The organism is Moraxella sp. (genome assembly GCF_024227015.1).
GTDB lineage: Bacteria > Pseudomonadota > Gammaproteobacteria > Pseudomonadales > Moraxellaceae > Moraxella.
In genome coordinates, this window is record NZ_JAAELD010000050.1 from 1 (window position 1) to 14,070 (window position 14,070).

At 45.8% G+C, this 14,070-nt stretch carries 12 protein-coding genes; 3 read left to right on the forward strand and 9 right to left on the reverse strand.

The features are described from left to right. The coding region (locus GY683_RS00915) for an STAS domain-containing protein (RefSeq protein ID WP_297286961.1) at positions 1-429 on the forward strand (429 nt) is incomplete at its 5' end. A 43-nt stretch (positions 430-472) separates the two neighbouring features. Here GY683_RS00915 and GY683_RS00920 read toward each other — a convergent pair. Next, positions 473-2,041, reverse strand: coding sequence for a phospholipase D family protein (locus GY683_RS00920; protein ID WP_297286962.1), 1,569 nt, complete (start codon positions 2,039-2,041; stop codon positions 473-475). 243 nt (positions 2,042-2,284) lie between these two features. Between GY683_RS00920 and sodA the strand changes: the two genes are divergently transcribed. Next, positions 2,285-2,899, forward strand: coding sequence for a superoxide dismutase [Mn] (gene sodA, locus GY683_RS00925; protein ID WP_297286963.1), 615 nt, complete (start codon positions 2,285-2,287; stop codon positions 2,897-2,899). Between the two features lie 65 nt (positions 2,900-2,964). Here the strand turns inward: sodA and mnmD are convergent, their stop codons facing one another. The 5 genes from mnmD to lon all read right to left on the reverse strand — a co-directional run bounded on the left by mnmD (position 2,965) and on the right by lon (position 9,127). Next, positions 2,965-4,863, reverse strand: a complete 1,899-nt coding sequence (gene mnmD / locus GY683_RS00930; RefSeq protein WP_297286964.1) for an FAD-dependent 5-carboxymethylaminomethyl-2-thiouridine(34) oxidoreductase MnmC — start codon at positions 4,861-4,863, stop codon at positions 2,965-2,967. Continuing rightward, entirely contained in the window at positions 4,856-5,161 is a 306-nt protein-coding gene (locus GY683_RS00935) for a YciI family protein (RefSeq protein ID WP_297286965.1), read from the reverse strand. Before GY683_RS00935 ends, mnmD begins: the two co-directional genes overlap by 8 nt. A 90-nt stretch (positions 5,162-5,251) precedes the next feature. Next, on the reverse strand, positions 5,252-5,905 hold the full coding sequence (locus GY683_RS00940) for a hypothetical protein (protein ID WP_297286966.1): 654 nt from the start codon (positions 5,903-5,905) through the stop codon (positions 5,252-5,254). Positions 5,906-5,927: 22 nt separating this feature from the next. After that, positions 5,928-6,554: a septation protein IspZ gene (locus GY683_RS00945; protein WP_297286967.1), complete on the reverse strand. Its 627-nt coding sequence runs from the start codon at positions 6,552-6,554 to the stop codon at positions 5,928-5,930. Between the two features lie 143 nt (positions 6,555-6,697). After that, positions 6,698-9,127 carry an endopeptidase La gene (lon, locus tag GY683_RS00950; RefSeq protein WP_297286968.1) on the reverse strand — a complete coding sequence of 810 codons (2,430 nt, stop codon included), beginning with the start codon at positions 9,125-9,127 and terminating at the stop codon, positions 6,698-6,700. Positions 9,128-9,400: 273 nt separating this feature from the next. On the opposite strand from lon, the gene GY683_RS00955 reads away from it, so the two are divergent. After that, the gene (locus GY683_RS00955; RefSeq protein ID WP_297286969.1) at positions 9,401-10,726 is read left to right on the forward strand and encodes a Na+/H+ antiporter NhaC family protein; all 1,326 of its coding nucleotides are present in this window, start codon (positions 9,401-9,403) and stop codon (positions 10,724-10,726) included. A gap of 55 nt (positions 10,727-10,781) precedes the next feature. On the opposite strand, the gene GY683_RS00960 is transcribed toward GY683_RS00955, so the two are convergent. Genes GY683_RS00960 through GY683_RS00970 form a run of 3 tightly spaced genes read right to left on the reverse strand, consistent with a single transcriptional unit; the run spans position 10,782 to position 13,800 of the window. Then, positions 10,782-12,224 (reverse strand): pitrilysin family protein, encoded by a 1,443-nt coding sequence (locus tag GY683_RS00960; RefSeq protein WP_297286970.1) that lies wholly within the window; start codon positions 12,222-12,224, stop codon positions 10,782-10,784. Positions 12,225-12,240: 16 nt separating this feature from the next. Next, on the reverse strand, positions 12,241-13,638 hold the full coding sequence (locus tag GY683_RS00965) for a pitrilysin family protein (RefSeq protein ID WP_297286971.1): 1,398 nt from the start codon (positions 13,636-13,638) through the stop codon (positions 12,241-12,243). A 30-nt stretch (positions 13,639-13,668) separates the two neighbouring features. After that, the gene (locus GY683_RS00970; protein ID WP_297286972.1) at positions 13,669-13,800 is read right to left on the reverse strand and encodes a hypothetical protein; all 132 of its coding nucleotides are present in this window, start codon (positions 13,798-13,800) and stop codon (positions 13,669-13,671) included. Between the last annotated feature and the right edge of the window lie 270 nt (positions 13,801-14,070).

The window sequence follows — 14,070 nt, forward strand, 5'->3', positions numbered from 1 at the left end:
ATGCTGGCAACAGTTGCGATCGTTGTATATACGCATAATTTGGCGCTGGGTGTTGGCGCTGGTGTGCTGCTGTCTGCATTGTTCTTTGCCAATAAGATTGGCAGATTAATGACAGTGCAAAGCCTGCCGACAGGTCGTGATGAAAGTCTGGCTTATGGTGTGCTTGGGCAAGTGTTTTTTGCGTCTGCGGATCGCTTTGTGGGTCAATTTGAATTCCGCCCGCAAGTTAGGTCAGTCAGCATTGATGTCAGTCATGCGCACTTTTGGGACGTGACGGCGATATCAGCACTTGATAAAGTGGTGTTAAAATATCGTAAAATGGGTGCAGACGTGGAAGTATTCGGGCTAAATGAAGCCAGTCAGACGCTGGTTGATAAATTTGGTCAGCATGATAAGACCGAAGATGTGGATGTGATCTTTAAGCACTAAGCATCTTAAATTTTTAAAACCATCCAGTCGGATGGTTTTTTATTTAGAGCAGCCATTCGATGGGCAGCCACTTTAACAGCCAGACGCCAACGCGTTTATGCCATGGTGCGGCAGGGTCTTTGTGGTAGGTTATAATCTGTTGATCTGTATCAGGCTCATCATGGTTTGTGATGCTGTGCCACTTCACGCGATGATCGGACAGTTCAAGATGGTAAGTGGTATGATGTAGATTATTTAAAATATGCTCATTAGCAGCCTGCGCCATCTGTGGACTGTCGATGATGATACCCATCTCGGTGTTATGAATGGCGGAACGTGGGTCTAGATTATACGAGCCCACGAACATGTATCGACCATCAACGGTAAAAGTCTTGGCGTGTAGGCTTGAGCCACTGCCGCTACGATAGACACTCGCTAGACCTTGTTTTTTCTTTTGGGTGATGGGTGCGGCATCGGGCTTTAATTCAAAAAGCTTGATACCTGCCTTTAGTAGAGGTTTTCGGTATTTGGCATAGCCACTATGTACAGCAGCGACATCATTCGCTGCCAGTGAGTTGGTGAGAATATGAATGGATGTGCCTGATTTTGCGATATCGACGAGTAGTTTTTGACCGGATTTGGTCGGGATGAAGTATGGTGAGACGATGTTTAGGCTATGCTTGGCTTTTTCAAAGTAACCGACGATCTTCGTAGTGACAGTATCATCTTGGCATTCTTGGCTTCGGATGGGATTATCACTGATTAGGGTGACTTTCGCCCATAGGAACTCCACTTCATTTAATGCCAATTTATGCACGTAGTCTGACTGCCGCACTTGCTTGATATAGGTTTGCGTGGCATCATCTTCTAAGGGTGTAGTCTGAATGGTGATGGGCTTAGTTGATGATGGAATGATGGTGCTGGCAGGGTAGACGATATCGCTTGCCCAATACTGATCAAAATCATCATTAAGTGCATTCATCACATCGCCAATCACCGCCACATCCATATCAGCGAACATGATGCCATCACCTGCGCCAAAATATTCATCACCGATATTGCGACCTCCGATGATGCTCACAACGCTGTCTGCGGTGAATGATTTATTGTGCATGCGATAATTCAACCGCTTAAAGTCGCTTAGAAACCCAAGTAAGCGAAACCGCCGCTGCATGAAGGGATTGAATAATCGAACTTCGATGTTAGGGTGTTTATCAAGCGCCAATAAGACCCCATCCATGCCCGACATTGTGTTATCATCTAATAGAATACGCACCCTGACACCGCGCTCGGCCGCTGCATAGAGGCGCTGAATCATGAGTCTGCCAGATATGTCATTTTTCCAGATATAATAACGAATATCCAGCGAATATTCGGCAGCTTCAACCAAGGAAATGCGGGCGGCAAAGGCATCCTGACCACTGCCAAATCCATAGATGCCTGTGAGATTGGGATTTTGAGCATTGGCTTTTAGAATATGGCTGCTAAGCACGCCATCTGGATTCGGCGGTAAGGTGAGTGTCTGTGTGCGGGCTTGTAATGGGCTTGGCAATTGCCGATAACTAAAAGCAGCAAGCAATAATAAGCAGAATACAACAAGCAGCACGCCGCATAATAGATAGGCAATGATCATGATGGTCCACCAAAAGGTTACCAAGATTATAAAATAATCAGAAATTTTTTAAAAGTGAATTTAAGATGCATACACCAAAACAGGTCAAATAAATCCTTGGTATGTGCTCTATGTAACGCTTGTGTTGATTTTACGCAACTTTTGGTTTTTTACTTGATTTTGTCATACTAAACCCTTATATTACAATGAACAGTTAAACGCTGTTGTAAAATCATTCATCATTAATTTATAAGGAATACCGTTATGGCATTTGTATTACCAGAATTAGGCTATGCATACGACGCTCTAGAGCCACATTTCGATAAAGAAACCATGGAAATCCACCACAGCAAACACCACCAAGCTTATGTAAATAACGCCAATGCTGCGCTAGAAGGCACTGAGTGGGCGGACAAATCTGCTGAAGAAGTAATCGCAAACCTGGATAAGATTCCTGCTAATAAACAAACCGCAGTTCGTAACAACGCAGGCGGTCACGCGAACCACAGCCTATTTTGGACCATCCTAAAAACCGGCACAGAGCTTGGCGGTTCACTAAAAGAAGCCATCGAACGTGATTTTGGTTCTGTAGATGCATTCAAAGAAGAATTCGAAAAAGCAGCACAAACCCGCTTCGGTTCAGGTTGGGCATGGCTGGTTAAGCAAGGTGATAAGTTGGCTGTTGTATCTACTGCTAACCAAGACAGCCCACTGATGGGCAAATCAGTAGCAGGCTGCGAAGGTCAACCGATCATCGGTCTTGACGTTTGGGAGCATGCTTACTACCTAAAATACCAAAACAAACGCCCAGACTACATCAAGGCATTCTGGAACGTGGTAAACTGGGATGAAGCACAAAAACGCTTTGATGCGCTATAATCATTAAGTTGATTCCAATTAAAAAACGGCTAGTAAATCTAGCCGTTTTTTTTGTATTTGACGAATTATTCATTGTCCGATAAAGGGGTTTGAAGTCGTGGACGATTTGGGCTGATTTTATTCAGCAGGGTTTCACTGATGGGCAGAACCTCATCACAGATCATGCCTGCGATTAACTCACCGCACAGCGGCGCAAAGGTAAAACCCTTTGATCCCATGCCATACATCGCATAGATATTACCTTCAAGTTGTCCGATGATGGGGTGATAGTCAGGTGTTTGCGCGCGAATGCTGGCCCGCCCAGATAGGCGATCAGGCGATAGATTCAGATGCTTAGCAAGCGTCGGCAAGCCTTGGGAGAATTTATCAATATTGAATTGATGCTCTTCATTATTAATGTCTGTGTCCGTACAATTACGCACAAAGCTGGCACCCATCAAGAAATAATTCTCGCCATTATCATTGAATTTGGCGCAGTAGCCATCGTATTTGATCGGCTGATTCGGCAGGTTAGAGGCGGTATTATCATCAATGGATAGCCATGAGACTTGACCGCGAATTTTACGTGGGTTAAACAGCTTGTCATGCAGCAGATGGCTCTCATAACCTGATGCGATGATGACGTCATCGGCAGAATAAGCATTGTCGCCTGCACTCAATACCACGCCATTATCAGCATCTGCTATCTTTGTGATCATTTCTTGTTTAAATGAGATCAGCGGATGGGATAGGATGGCTGTAGCAAGGTTCTTGGGGTGGATGAGACCTGCCTTTGGCACGAGGGTGTGGATGTTCTGATTTGGATAGACTGATGTGATCTCATGGATGAGTTCGTCAGGGTAAGGACTGATCAGCGCTTGTAGTTTGTCCGTACTTTTTTGGGTGGGTAATAAAAAATCCATCACGCCCGACTGCACGAAGACATCGCCATGTTTATTTAATGCTTGATAAAACCGCTCGGCATATAAGAATGAAACGGTGGATAGATGATCCTTGGCGTGTTCGATGAGTGACAGCTTGGGGGCGAACAGCGCTCTGGGATTCGCCGATGCGCCTGTTGGCGGTGGGTTCTTATCAAAAATAGTGACCTGAATGCTGCGTCTGGCAAGTGCCAAAGCAGCACACAGCCCTGATACACCCGCACCAATGATGGCGATGTGATTCGGTGCTGGCTTGGTTTTATCGTCTTGGCAGGGTAATTTTCCTGTCAGCATTTCGCGCTTACGACCAAACCCTTGGCGCTTAGTCATCTCAAAGCCGACAGCCTGCAGTCCACGTCTGACGAAGCCTGCCGCGGTGAATGTCGCCAGCGTCGCACCTGTGTTAGACAGCTGGCTGATGGTGTTAAATAGCTCATCTGACCATAGGTCGCTATTCTTGCTGGGGGCAAACCCATCTAAGAACCACGCATCAACCATTGAGGCAGGCTTATTCTGTACACATTGAGACTGGATTACGCGGTTAAAACTCTCTTGGGCGTCGCCCAGCCATAGATCAAGAGTGATGTCATCTTGAATGTAAATGCGATGGCAGCCTGCTAGGGGCAGCGGGTATTGATGGATGAGCTGATGTATGAAGTGCTGAATTTGTTCATCACCTTGCCATGCTGCAAGAGCGGTACGCAGATCTTCTTGGCTTAAGGGGAATTTTTCGGTGCTGATGAAATGCAGTCTAGTACCGGGGTTTAGTTGTTGGTTTTGTTTTAAGGTTGCCCAGAATTTGCATAATGCTAAGAAGTTTAGCCCCGTGCCAAATCCAGTCTCAGCGACGACGAAGGTCTGTTTGTCGCCAAGCTTAGCAAGCCTATCGGCAAGATCATTGCCTTCAATGAATACGTAGTGACTTTCGTGTATTCCCCCTGAATGCGAAAAATACACGTCATCAAATGCGTGCGAGACAGGCACGGTGTTGCCCAGATGGTCGGTTTGCCATGTGATGTCGGCAACACGCAGCGTGTTAGTCATTGCTGTCTTTAGGCAGTGCTTGAATGAAGGGTTTAACATCGACATGGCTGTACACACCGCCATGCAGATAAGGTTCATCGCCAGCCCATACGCGTGCTTGGTCGATATCATCAAAATGGGCGATGATTAGGCTGCCACTCATGGCAGGTTCGCCGTGATTGATGGGTGTAGGACCTGCGATGACAAGGCGGTTCTGAGCGTGTAAGGTGGTTAGTCGCTCGATATGAGCAGGGCGAATCTCGGCACGCTTGGCTGTACTGTCGGCGACGTCATGACCGATGATGGCGAATAATGGCATAAAAAATTCCTAGTGTTCATTTAAAATGAATGAAATAACCATATTCATTCAATCATGTTTATTAAAAATACTTAATCATTAAAAACTATGTTAATTGCTAATTTGATAATGTTTGGTTAAAAATACTAAGCTATATTGTACAACCCAACCAACCCCAAAGGCAAATAGCAACGTTGCCAAACCAACCACGCCACCCAATATCCAGCCTAATAAACACACCGACCCTTCAATTAAGGTGCGAATGATGCCAACTCTTAATCCTGTTGCTTGACACAACCCAACCATCAAGCCATCTCTGGGTCCTGCACCCATGTGTGTGGTTAAATATAAAGCGGACGCAATACCAATGGTAATAATACCAAAAATTGCAAATAATAGTTGTATGACTAATTGCTCTATATTGGGCAGTAATTTATCAAACATCCCCAAAGTAACGGCAATAATTGTGATGTTAAGTAATGTGCCTAGCCCTAATTGTTGCTTTAAGGGTATCCATGCTAACAAAACAAAGACACTAATCATAAAAGTAATCAAACCAATATTTAGTCCTGTTTGTATGGCGATGCCTTGTGCTAATACCGTCCAAGGGGCTGAACCTAATTGAGATTTTAATAATAAGGCTTCACCAAATCCAAACAAAGACAATGACAAACACAATACCAACAAGGGTAAAAACTTGCATTTCCATTTTGATGTACTGCTCCACGGGGTAATGGGTAATACTCGGATATTGGATTTTTTCATCTGATTGACTTAATGCTTTGGGTTATTTTTTAATTTGGCTTTCATCTAGCACAAAATTCTTACGCAGCACGAAAAACATACCCACCATAAAGCTCATCATGACAATAATATCACCAAAAGCGGTAAATTCACCCCAATATTCACCGTTCATGAAGACAAAGGCAAAAAAGGCGTGTAGGCTTGCCATAAGCGTGAACAGCCCCACCCATGCCCAGTTTAATTTCATCCAGCCTTGAGCGGTTAATTTCAATACAGGGTCGAGCAGCTTTCTAATAATAGGCTGGTGTGCTTTATTAAATAATGGCGAGATGGCAAGACCAAGGGCGAAGGCAAGATTAATTAACACTGCCTTTAAGCGGATGTAATAATCGTCACTAAGAGCAAGGGTTAGTCCACCAAAGACAACGGTCATCAGCAGAACGAACCATTGTTGTTTCTCTAGGCGGAATTTTTGACTAAAAAACAAATAGCCATAAACGATGGTCGTCCCAAGTATGAGCCCAAGTGTGCCTACCAAGATGTGATTATTATCCACACCGCCCGACAGCCCGAAGATTGACAGCAGGGGGTGATTAGCGTCTGTCTTATCTGTGTTCTTGTAAAGAACATAAAAGATGATGAGTGGTAGGAAGTCAAGTAGGGATTTCATGAGTTTGGCTGTTTTATTTAAACGTCATATTTTACATGGTTTTGGCTGAAAAATCAGCCTTTAGTTGTTGGTTTCGCTATAATTAAACCGTCAAATCTAAAATAATAAATAAGCCCAAATCAATTGGGCTTATTTATCGTTCATTAACTTCTTAGCGTCTTATCATTCGCATCAACGACCACGCTCGGCTTTAAGGGCATGAGCGGGGCGACTAGGGCGACTTTTAGGACTTCATCAATGGTGTCAACCGCTTGAATGGTCAAGCCTTCTTTGACGTTGTCAGGAATGTCGGCAAGGTCAGGCTCGTTGGACTTGGGGACAAGCACATGCTTGATACCACCACGGTGGGCGGCGAGCAGTTTTTCTTTTAGACCGCCGATTTTTAGCACTTTGCCACGCAAGGTAACTTCGCCTGTCATGGCGATGTCGGCACGAATGGCAATGCCTGTAAAGGCGGACACCAAAGCGGTAGTCAAAGCGATACCTGCGGACGGACCGTCTTTGGGGGTAGCACCTTCGGGCATATGCACATGAATGTCGGTGTCTTTGAACTTATCATAGCTGATACCAAAGCGTTCGCCCCCAGCTCGCACCACGCTCATGGCGGCACGGATAGACTCTTTCATGACATCGCCAAGCGACCCTGTAAAGACAAGCTCGCCCTTGCCCTGCATGGTGGCGGTCTCAATGGTGAGTAGCTCACCGCCCACAGACGTCCATGCAAGTCCTGTAATCCGCCCAATCTCTGGCTCTTTTTCTGCCAAGCCAAAGTCAAAGGGTTTTACACCCAAATAATCAGCGATGTTATCGTCCGTTACCGATAATGGCTCAATTTTCGTGCCTTTTTTGGGTTTAATGCCATAAGTCTCAACCTGCGAACGCACTGCTTTACGGCTGATTTTGTTAATCTCACGTTCAAGGTTACGCACGCCTGCTTCACGAGTGTAGTGGCGGATAATGCTAAGAATGGCATCATCGGTAATGTCCAGCTCATCTTTACCAAGCCCGTTTTGTTCTAGGGCTTTGGGGGTGAGATAATTTTGGGCGATGTTCATTTTTTCGTCTTCGGTGTAGCCGGGCAAGCGAATGACTTCCATGCGGTCAAGTAGGGCTGGGGGTATGTTCATGCTGTTGGCGGTACAGATAAACATGACTTCGGACAAATCCAAATCAAGGTCAAGATAATGGTCGTTAAAGCTGTTGTTTTGCGACGGGTCAAGCACTTCTAGTAGGGCAGACGCAGGGTCGCCACGATAGTCCTGTGCCATTTTGTCAATCTCATCAAGTAAGAATAGCGGATTTTTAACCTCTACTTTTGCCAAGGACTGCACAATCTTACCCGGCATGGCTCCGATGTAGGTGCGTCTATGCCCACGAATCTCGGCTTCATCACGCACCCCGCCCAACGCCATACGCACAAACTTACGCCCTGTGGCACGAGCGATACTCTCGCCTAGCGACGTTTTACCAACACCAGGCGGTCCGACTAGGCATAGGATAGGACCTTTTAGTTTTTTGACACGAGACTGCACCGCTAGGTACTCGACAATGCGGTCTTTGACATCATCTAGCCCGTAGTGGTCTTTGTCTAGGGTTTCTTTGGCTTTATTTAGGTCAATGGATACCTTACTTGCTTTTTTCCATGGGGTGTCGTGTATCCACTCCACATAGCCACGCACCACGCTCGCTTCCGATGAGCTTGGGGGCATTTGCTTTAATTTTTTAAACTCAGTTTCAGCTTTTTTGCGGACATCGTCAGGTAGGTCGGCTTCTTTTAGGCGTTTTTCAAGCTCGCCATCTTCTTCGTCAGCGCCATCATTTAGGTCAGAAAGCTCATTTTTGATAGCTTTCATTTTTTCATTCAAGAAGTACTCGCGCTGATTATTTTCCATCTGTTTGCGCACGGTGTCTTGAAGCTCATGCTCTAAGGTGCGCTCTGCTTTATTGCTGGTGAAGTATTCAGTCAGTGCGGTATAGTACGCCATCATGTCGTCACGCTCTAGGATGTTTTGTTTGTCCTCAAGCTTCATGGAGATGCGTGTGGCGATAAAATAAATCAGTTCAAGCAAATCATCAATGCGACTGGCAACACGAATAATCTCGCGCGCATTACGCAATGATGTCTCTGCATAATCAGCAAAAAAATCAAGCAACACAGCACGATGCGCATCGCTCTCATCATCACTCATCGGACTCTTAACAGGTGCTTCATGGAAGCGAGCGATGAGTGTATCGGCATCGATGTCATCGATCTTGGCGCGGTACAGACCTTCGATGAGAACTTTTAGGCAGCCATCATCATTATCGTGTGGCATGGTGCTAATCACACGACAAACTGTGCCGTATTCGTATAAGTTATCAATGTCAATTTCTTCGCTTAGAGAGTCTTTTTGAGAGACGACAAAAATCTTCTCACCGTATTCATCTTGGGCGGTCTTAATGGCGGCCAGTGATTGCTCACGACCGACGAACAGGGCGATCTGCATGTGCGGATAGACCACGACATCGCGCACCGCCAATAACGGTAGGGTATTTTCGTTTTCGTTGTCAAAAGTTAGGACTTCATCAGTCATGAAGTTCTCCTTAATATCGTTAGTTATCGTGCTTTGGTTTATGGTGGCGATATTTTAAAAATGCAAGTAAGTTGGGTAATTTTTGCCAAAATGAAATCAAAAACTTCTCAAATTTATTACGTTGCCGTGAGTTATATTTTTGCTATTTTGTTAGTTTTTGTAATTTGTCTAGACCAATATAATTGATAACTCATTGATTTTTATTATTTTTTAGTTAATTTAAAAAATCAAAAATCCGCTATAATTAACGGCATTTTTTATTGGGAGTTTATCATGAATGCAGTATTGATTGCTGTTATTGTCATGGTCGGTCTGTCATTGGCGCGCGTGCATGTCGTGCTAAGCTTAATCATCGGCGCGCTCGTTGGTGGTTTGATGGCGGGACTTGGCGTGGCAGACAGCCTAAACGCCTTTCAAGAAGGCATCAAAAATGGCGCGCAAATCGCGCTTTCCTATGCGATCTTGGGTGCGTTCGCGATGGCAATCGCTCACTCAGGCGCGCCAAAGTTGCTTGCGGACAGTCTGACCGCACGCCTAAATGGTGCTGGCGCAACTGGTGCGGTGAAGTGGGCGTTATTTGGGATCATCTTTGTGATGGCGGTGTTTAGTCAGAACTTGATTCCTATTCACATTGCTTTTATTCCGCTGATTGTACCGCCGCTGCTGTTACTATTTAATCGCTTGCAGGTGGACAGACGCTTGGTGGCGTGCATCATCACCTTTGGTCTGGTGAACACTTATATGTTCATCCCTTATGGCTTTGGTGATATCTTCTTGAACCAAATCATCCTAAAAAATGTCGGCGATGCAGGCATGGATACCACGGGCGCATCGATCATGCAGATCATGATGATTCCTGCTTTGGGTATGCTATTGGGTCTGATGACGGCTATCTTTATCAGCTATCGTAAGCCAAGAGTTTATCAAAACATCCAAGTGCAAACCAGCCAAGAGCCTGATAACACAGCATCCGATAAGCCAAGCACCTACCGTGCGGTGGTGGCGCTGATCGCCATTGTGATCGCGTTCGTGGCGCATCTATATACAGACTCGCTGCTGATTGGCTCGATGGCAGGCTTTGCAGTATTTATGGCGTCTGGTGTGGTCAAATGGCGTGAAGCGGATGGCGTGTTTAATGACGGCATCAAGATGATGGCGATGATTGGCTTTATCATGATTAGCGCGCAAGGCTTCGCGGAAGTGATGAAGGCGACAGGGCAGATCGATGCATTGGTGGCGGGCGCGATGGATATCTTTGGCGGTAATAAAGGTTTGGCAGCGTTGGTGATGCTGATCATTGGTCTTGTTGTGACTTTAGGGATTGGTTCATCATTCTCTACTGTGCCGATTTTGGCGGCGATTTATGTGCCATTATGCATGGCGATGGGATTTAGCATGCCTGCGACTGTGGTGCTGATTGCGACAGCTGGCGTGCTTGGCGATGCTGGTTCTCCTGCTTCGGATTCAACACTGGGTCCGACCATGGGTCTAAACATCGATGGACAGCACGACCACATCAAAGACACGGTCATTCCAACTTTCGTGCATTATAATATTCCGCTGATCGTATTCGGCTGGATTGCAGCGATGGTATTGTGATACCTTGTGCTCATAATAAAAAGCGGATGTTATCATCCGCTTTTTTTTGTTTTTTTTATTCATTAAATAAATGCGATAAATCAGGCTTGTCTTGACCTACTGTCACGATGATAAAGTCATCAGGCTTGATGGTGCTTTTGAGTGCTTGATTGGCATCGTCTAAAACTGTGCCTTGGATGCGCTTGATTTCATCGGTTGCATAGCTGTCAGGGAGATTGTGTAAGTTTAGCGTTGTCGCTATGCCATGAATGGCGGCATTACTGGCAAAGCTCATCGGATAGCGATGAGTTTGTTGGTTTTTTACCAGATTTAGCTCATCTTCACGGATGCCTTTGTTGATGGTGTCATTAACCACCTGCAGGGTGTCATTGATGGCATTGACAGCTTGGTTGTTGGCGGTTGAGAAGCTGATTTGATAGCTGCCGGCATTCTTTAGCGATGTGCTGCGACCATAGATGCCGTAGGTATAGCCGCGTTTTTCACGAATCTCATCCATCAGTCGCGCATTGAAGCTACCGCCTGCCAGGGCATTGTTCGCCAAACCAAACTGCGTTTTTTGGATAAATTCTTGCTCATTAGTGGCGAATTTTGGGGCGAGATGCCCGATGATGATGCTTGTCTGTGTGCTGTCATGCGGCACATGTATGTGAGCTTTGGTCGGATTGGTCGGTGCGACTATCGCGCTAGATGCTGTGCCGCTAGGTAGGCTGCTTGCGATGTCGTTGGCGATCCGGTGCGCACGTTCTTGGCTAAGATTGCCTGTGATGGTGATGGCGGCATTTTGACGTACCAAGAACTTATCCATGTAGGCGTTTAGGTCATCACGAGTTAGCTTGTCCACGGATTCGATGTCGCCTGTGGTGAGCGTGCCATAGGGATGGTCTTTGAATAGTGCTTGGGCATAAGCGCGATTGGCGATGTAGTTTGGGTTTTGTTCGTTTTGCTTGAGGGTATTTTTTAGGGTTTCTTTATTGCGAGCCAACACCGATTCGTCAAAGGCGGGTTCTGTCAGCATCTGCTTCATCAGGTCAAGTGCGTCATTAAGCGTCTCTTCATCAGACAGACTGCGTAGTGATATGCCAAAGCTGTCCTTGCCTGCGCCTGCATCTAGCTGTATGCCCAGACTGTCTCTTTTTAATAAGAAGGCTTCTTCATCAAGGGTTTTTGTGCCTTTGGTTAAGAGTGTGGCGGTCATGTTGGCGATGCCTTGTGCATCTGGGCGAATCTTATCATCATGAGCTGACCCTGCGCGAAATTCGACACTGATATCTACCATAGGCAGGTCATCTAATTTTGTAAAAATAACAGGCACATTTCCAGTAGCTTGGAATCGCTCAAAGTTTGGTAGATGAAATTCCGCCTGCTTGATATTTTCTAGGCTGTCAAGCTTGGGTAAAGGCTGACTGAAGTCAATGGGTGTTGCCACTGCATGATCGCTTGCGTGGGCAACGCTTATCATGCTAAGTAATATCCCAAGTGCCAAGTATTTGATTTTCATTGTTTTATCCTTCTTGTTATTGAGTGGATTGACCGTCCGAATCGTTGCCTTTAGGCAGTATATACAATGTCGTTAGGTTGTCTTTGGTGAGATAATGCTTGGCGACTTCTTGCACCTTTGTGGGGTGAATTTGTTTTAGATCATCGGGCAGTCTGTCATAACTGTCCACGGGCAGACCCATGTTGGCAAGCCCTCCGATGATCTGCGCCTGAGCGGTGATACTGTCTTGGGCGAAAGTCAGCTCAGACAGTAGTGATGTGGTGATGCGCGTCATCTGCTGCTCGGTAATCGGTGTGTTCTTGGCGGTATCAATCACATCTAAGATAGCTTGTTCTGCTGTCTGTAGATTGACACCTTGTCTGGGTACGGCCTGAATAAAAAACAGACCATCGCCACGATCAAAGGCATCATAAGAAGCATAAATTTGACTAAATAGCTGCTTTTCACGCACCAATACACGCTCAAAATAACTCGACATGTCGCCATCTAGCACATACTGAAATAAAGACAGAGCGTGCGCTGTTTGTTTATCGCTGGTGGTGATGGATGGTACATTATACGCCATCATGAGTGAGGGCACTTTGACCGCTTGCTGAGTGGTTGCATGGCGATAACCTTGATGGGTCGGCTGCGTGGGCATGACGCGCTCTGGGATGTTGGTGGCTTTTTTGTCACCAAAATATTTTTTGGCGGTGCTAATGACTTCATCATAATCGACATTGCCAACAACCACGAGTGTGGCATTATTAGGCGCATAATAGGTGTCGTACCACGCCTGCAGATCTGCCGTGCTAAGATTCTCAATGTCTGTCATGCTACCGATGACGGGGCGAGATTTTGGGCTGTCTGGCTGACTTAGCGCGATGAATTCTTCATAAGCCTTGGATAGGGGGTTGTCCTCAGTGCGTTGGCGACGTTCTTCTTTGATGACTTCTTTTTCGGTGGCGACTTCACTGTCTTTTAAGTGCAGATCCTGCATGCGAAATGATTCCATCTGCATGGCAAGGGGGTAATAGCTGGCAGGAAATAATTCATAATAAGCCGTGTGCGTATCTGAGGTAAAGGCGTTATTTTGACCGCCGAACTCTGAGATCAGGCGGTTGAATTCCGTACGCTTTAGGTGCGCGTTATCTTTGAACATCATGTGCTCTAAGAAATGCGACATGCCACCTTTGCCGACAGGTTCATCATTTGAGCCGACCTTGTACCACAGCTGTGTCATGGCGATTGGCGCGCGAGTGTCTTTTTTGATGACGATGTGCAGCCCGTTATCTAAGGCGGCTTCGTGATAGTTGGCTTGTTTGATTAGGGTGGTTTGTGGTGCTAATGCACTATCGCTGGGCAGGCTTTGGCAGGCGGTGAGTGATAATACGCCCATAATCATCGCCATGCTAAGTTTGGTTCTTAAAAACATGATATAACCTTAGTGTTTAAATAAAAAATATTAAAATCCTGCGCCAGCACCGACGCTGACCGTGGGTTTGATGCCGCCATATTGGAGGGATTGGCAGGCGCTAAGCTGCGTTAAGCCAATTGCGATAAGGGTGATGGTGATGATTCTGCATAATGGCGTCATGGGGTGTCCTTGTTAAGTTGGTTGAAATTGCCAAATTTGACCTTATTAAAGTGCAAAAATAGCACTAAAAGCCATCATAAGTCAAATTAAATGAGAATGGTTAGCAGAAACATTCCTTGTTTGGCGAGGTTTGATTGGTGTGATGCGCCAAATTGTGTGATAGACTGATCAACAAAATACCAATAATACTGTGATATAATACAAAAAGAGGTGGTCATCATGAATGACAAAACAAAAATCATCCCTAATAGTCAAACGGCAACGCCAAGC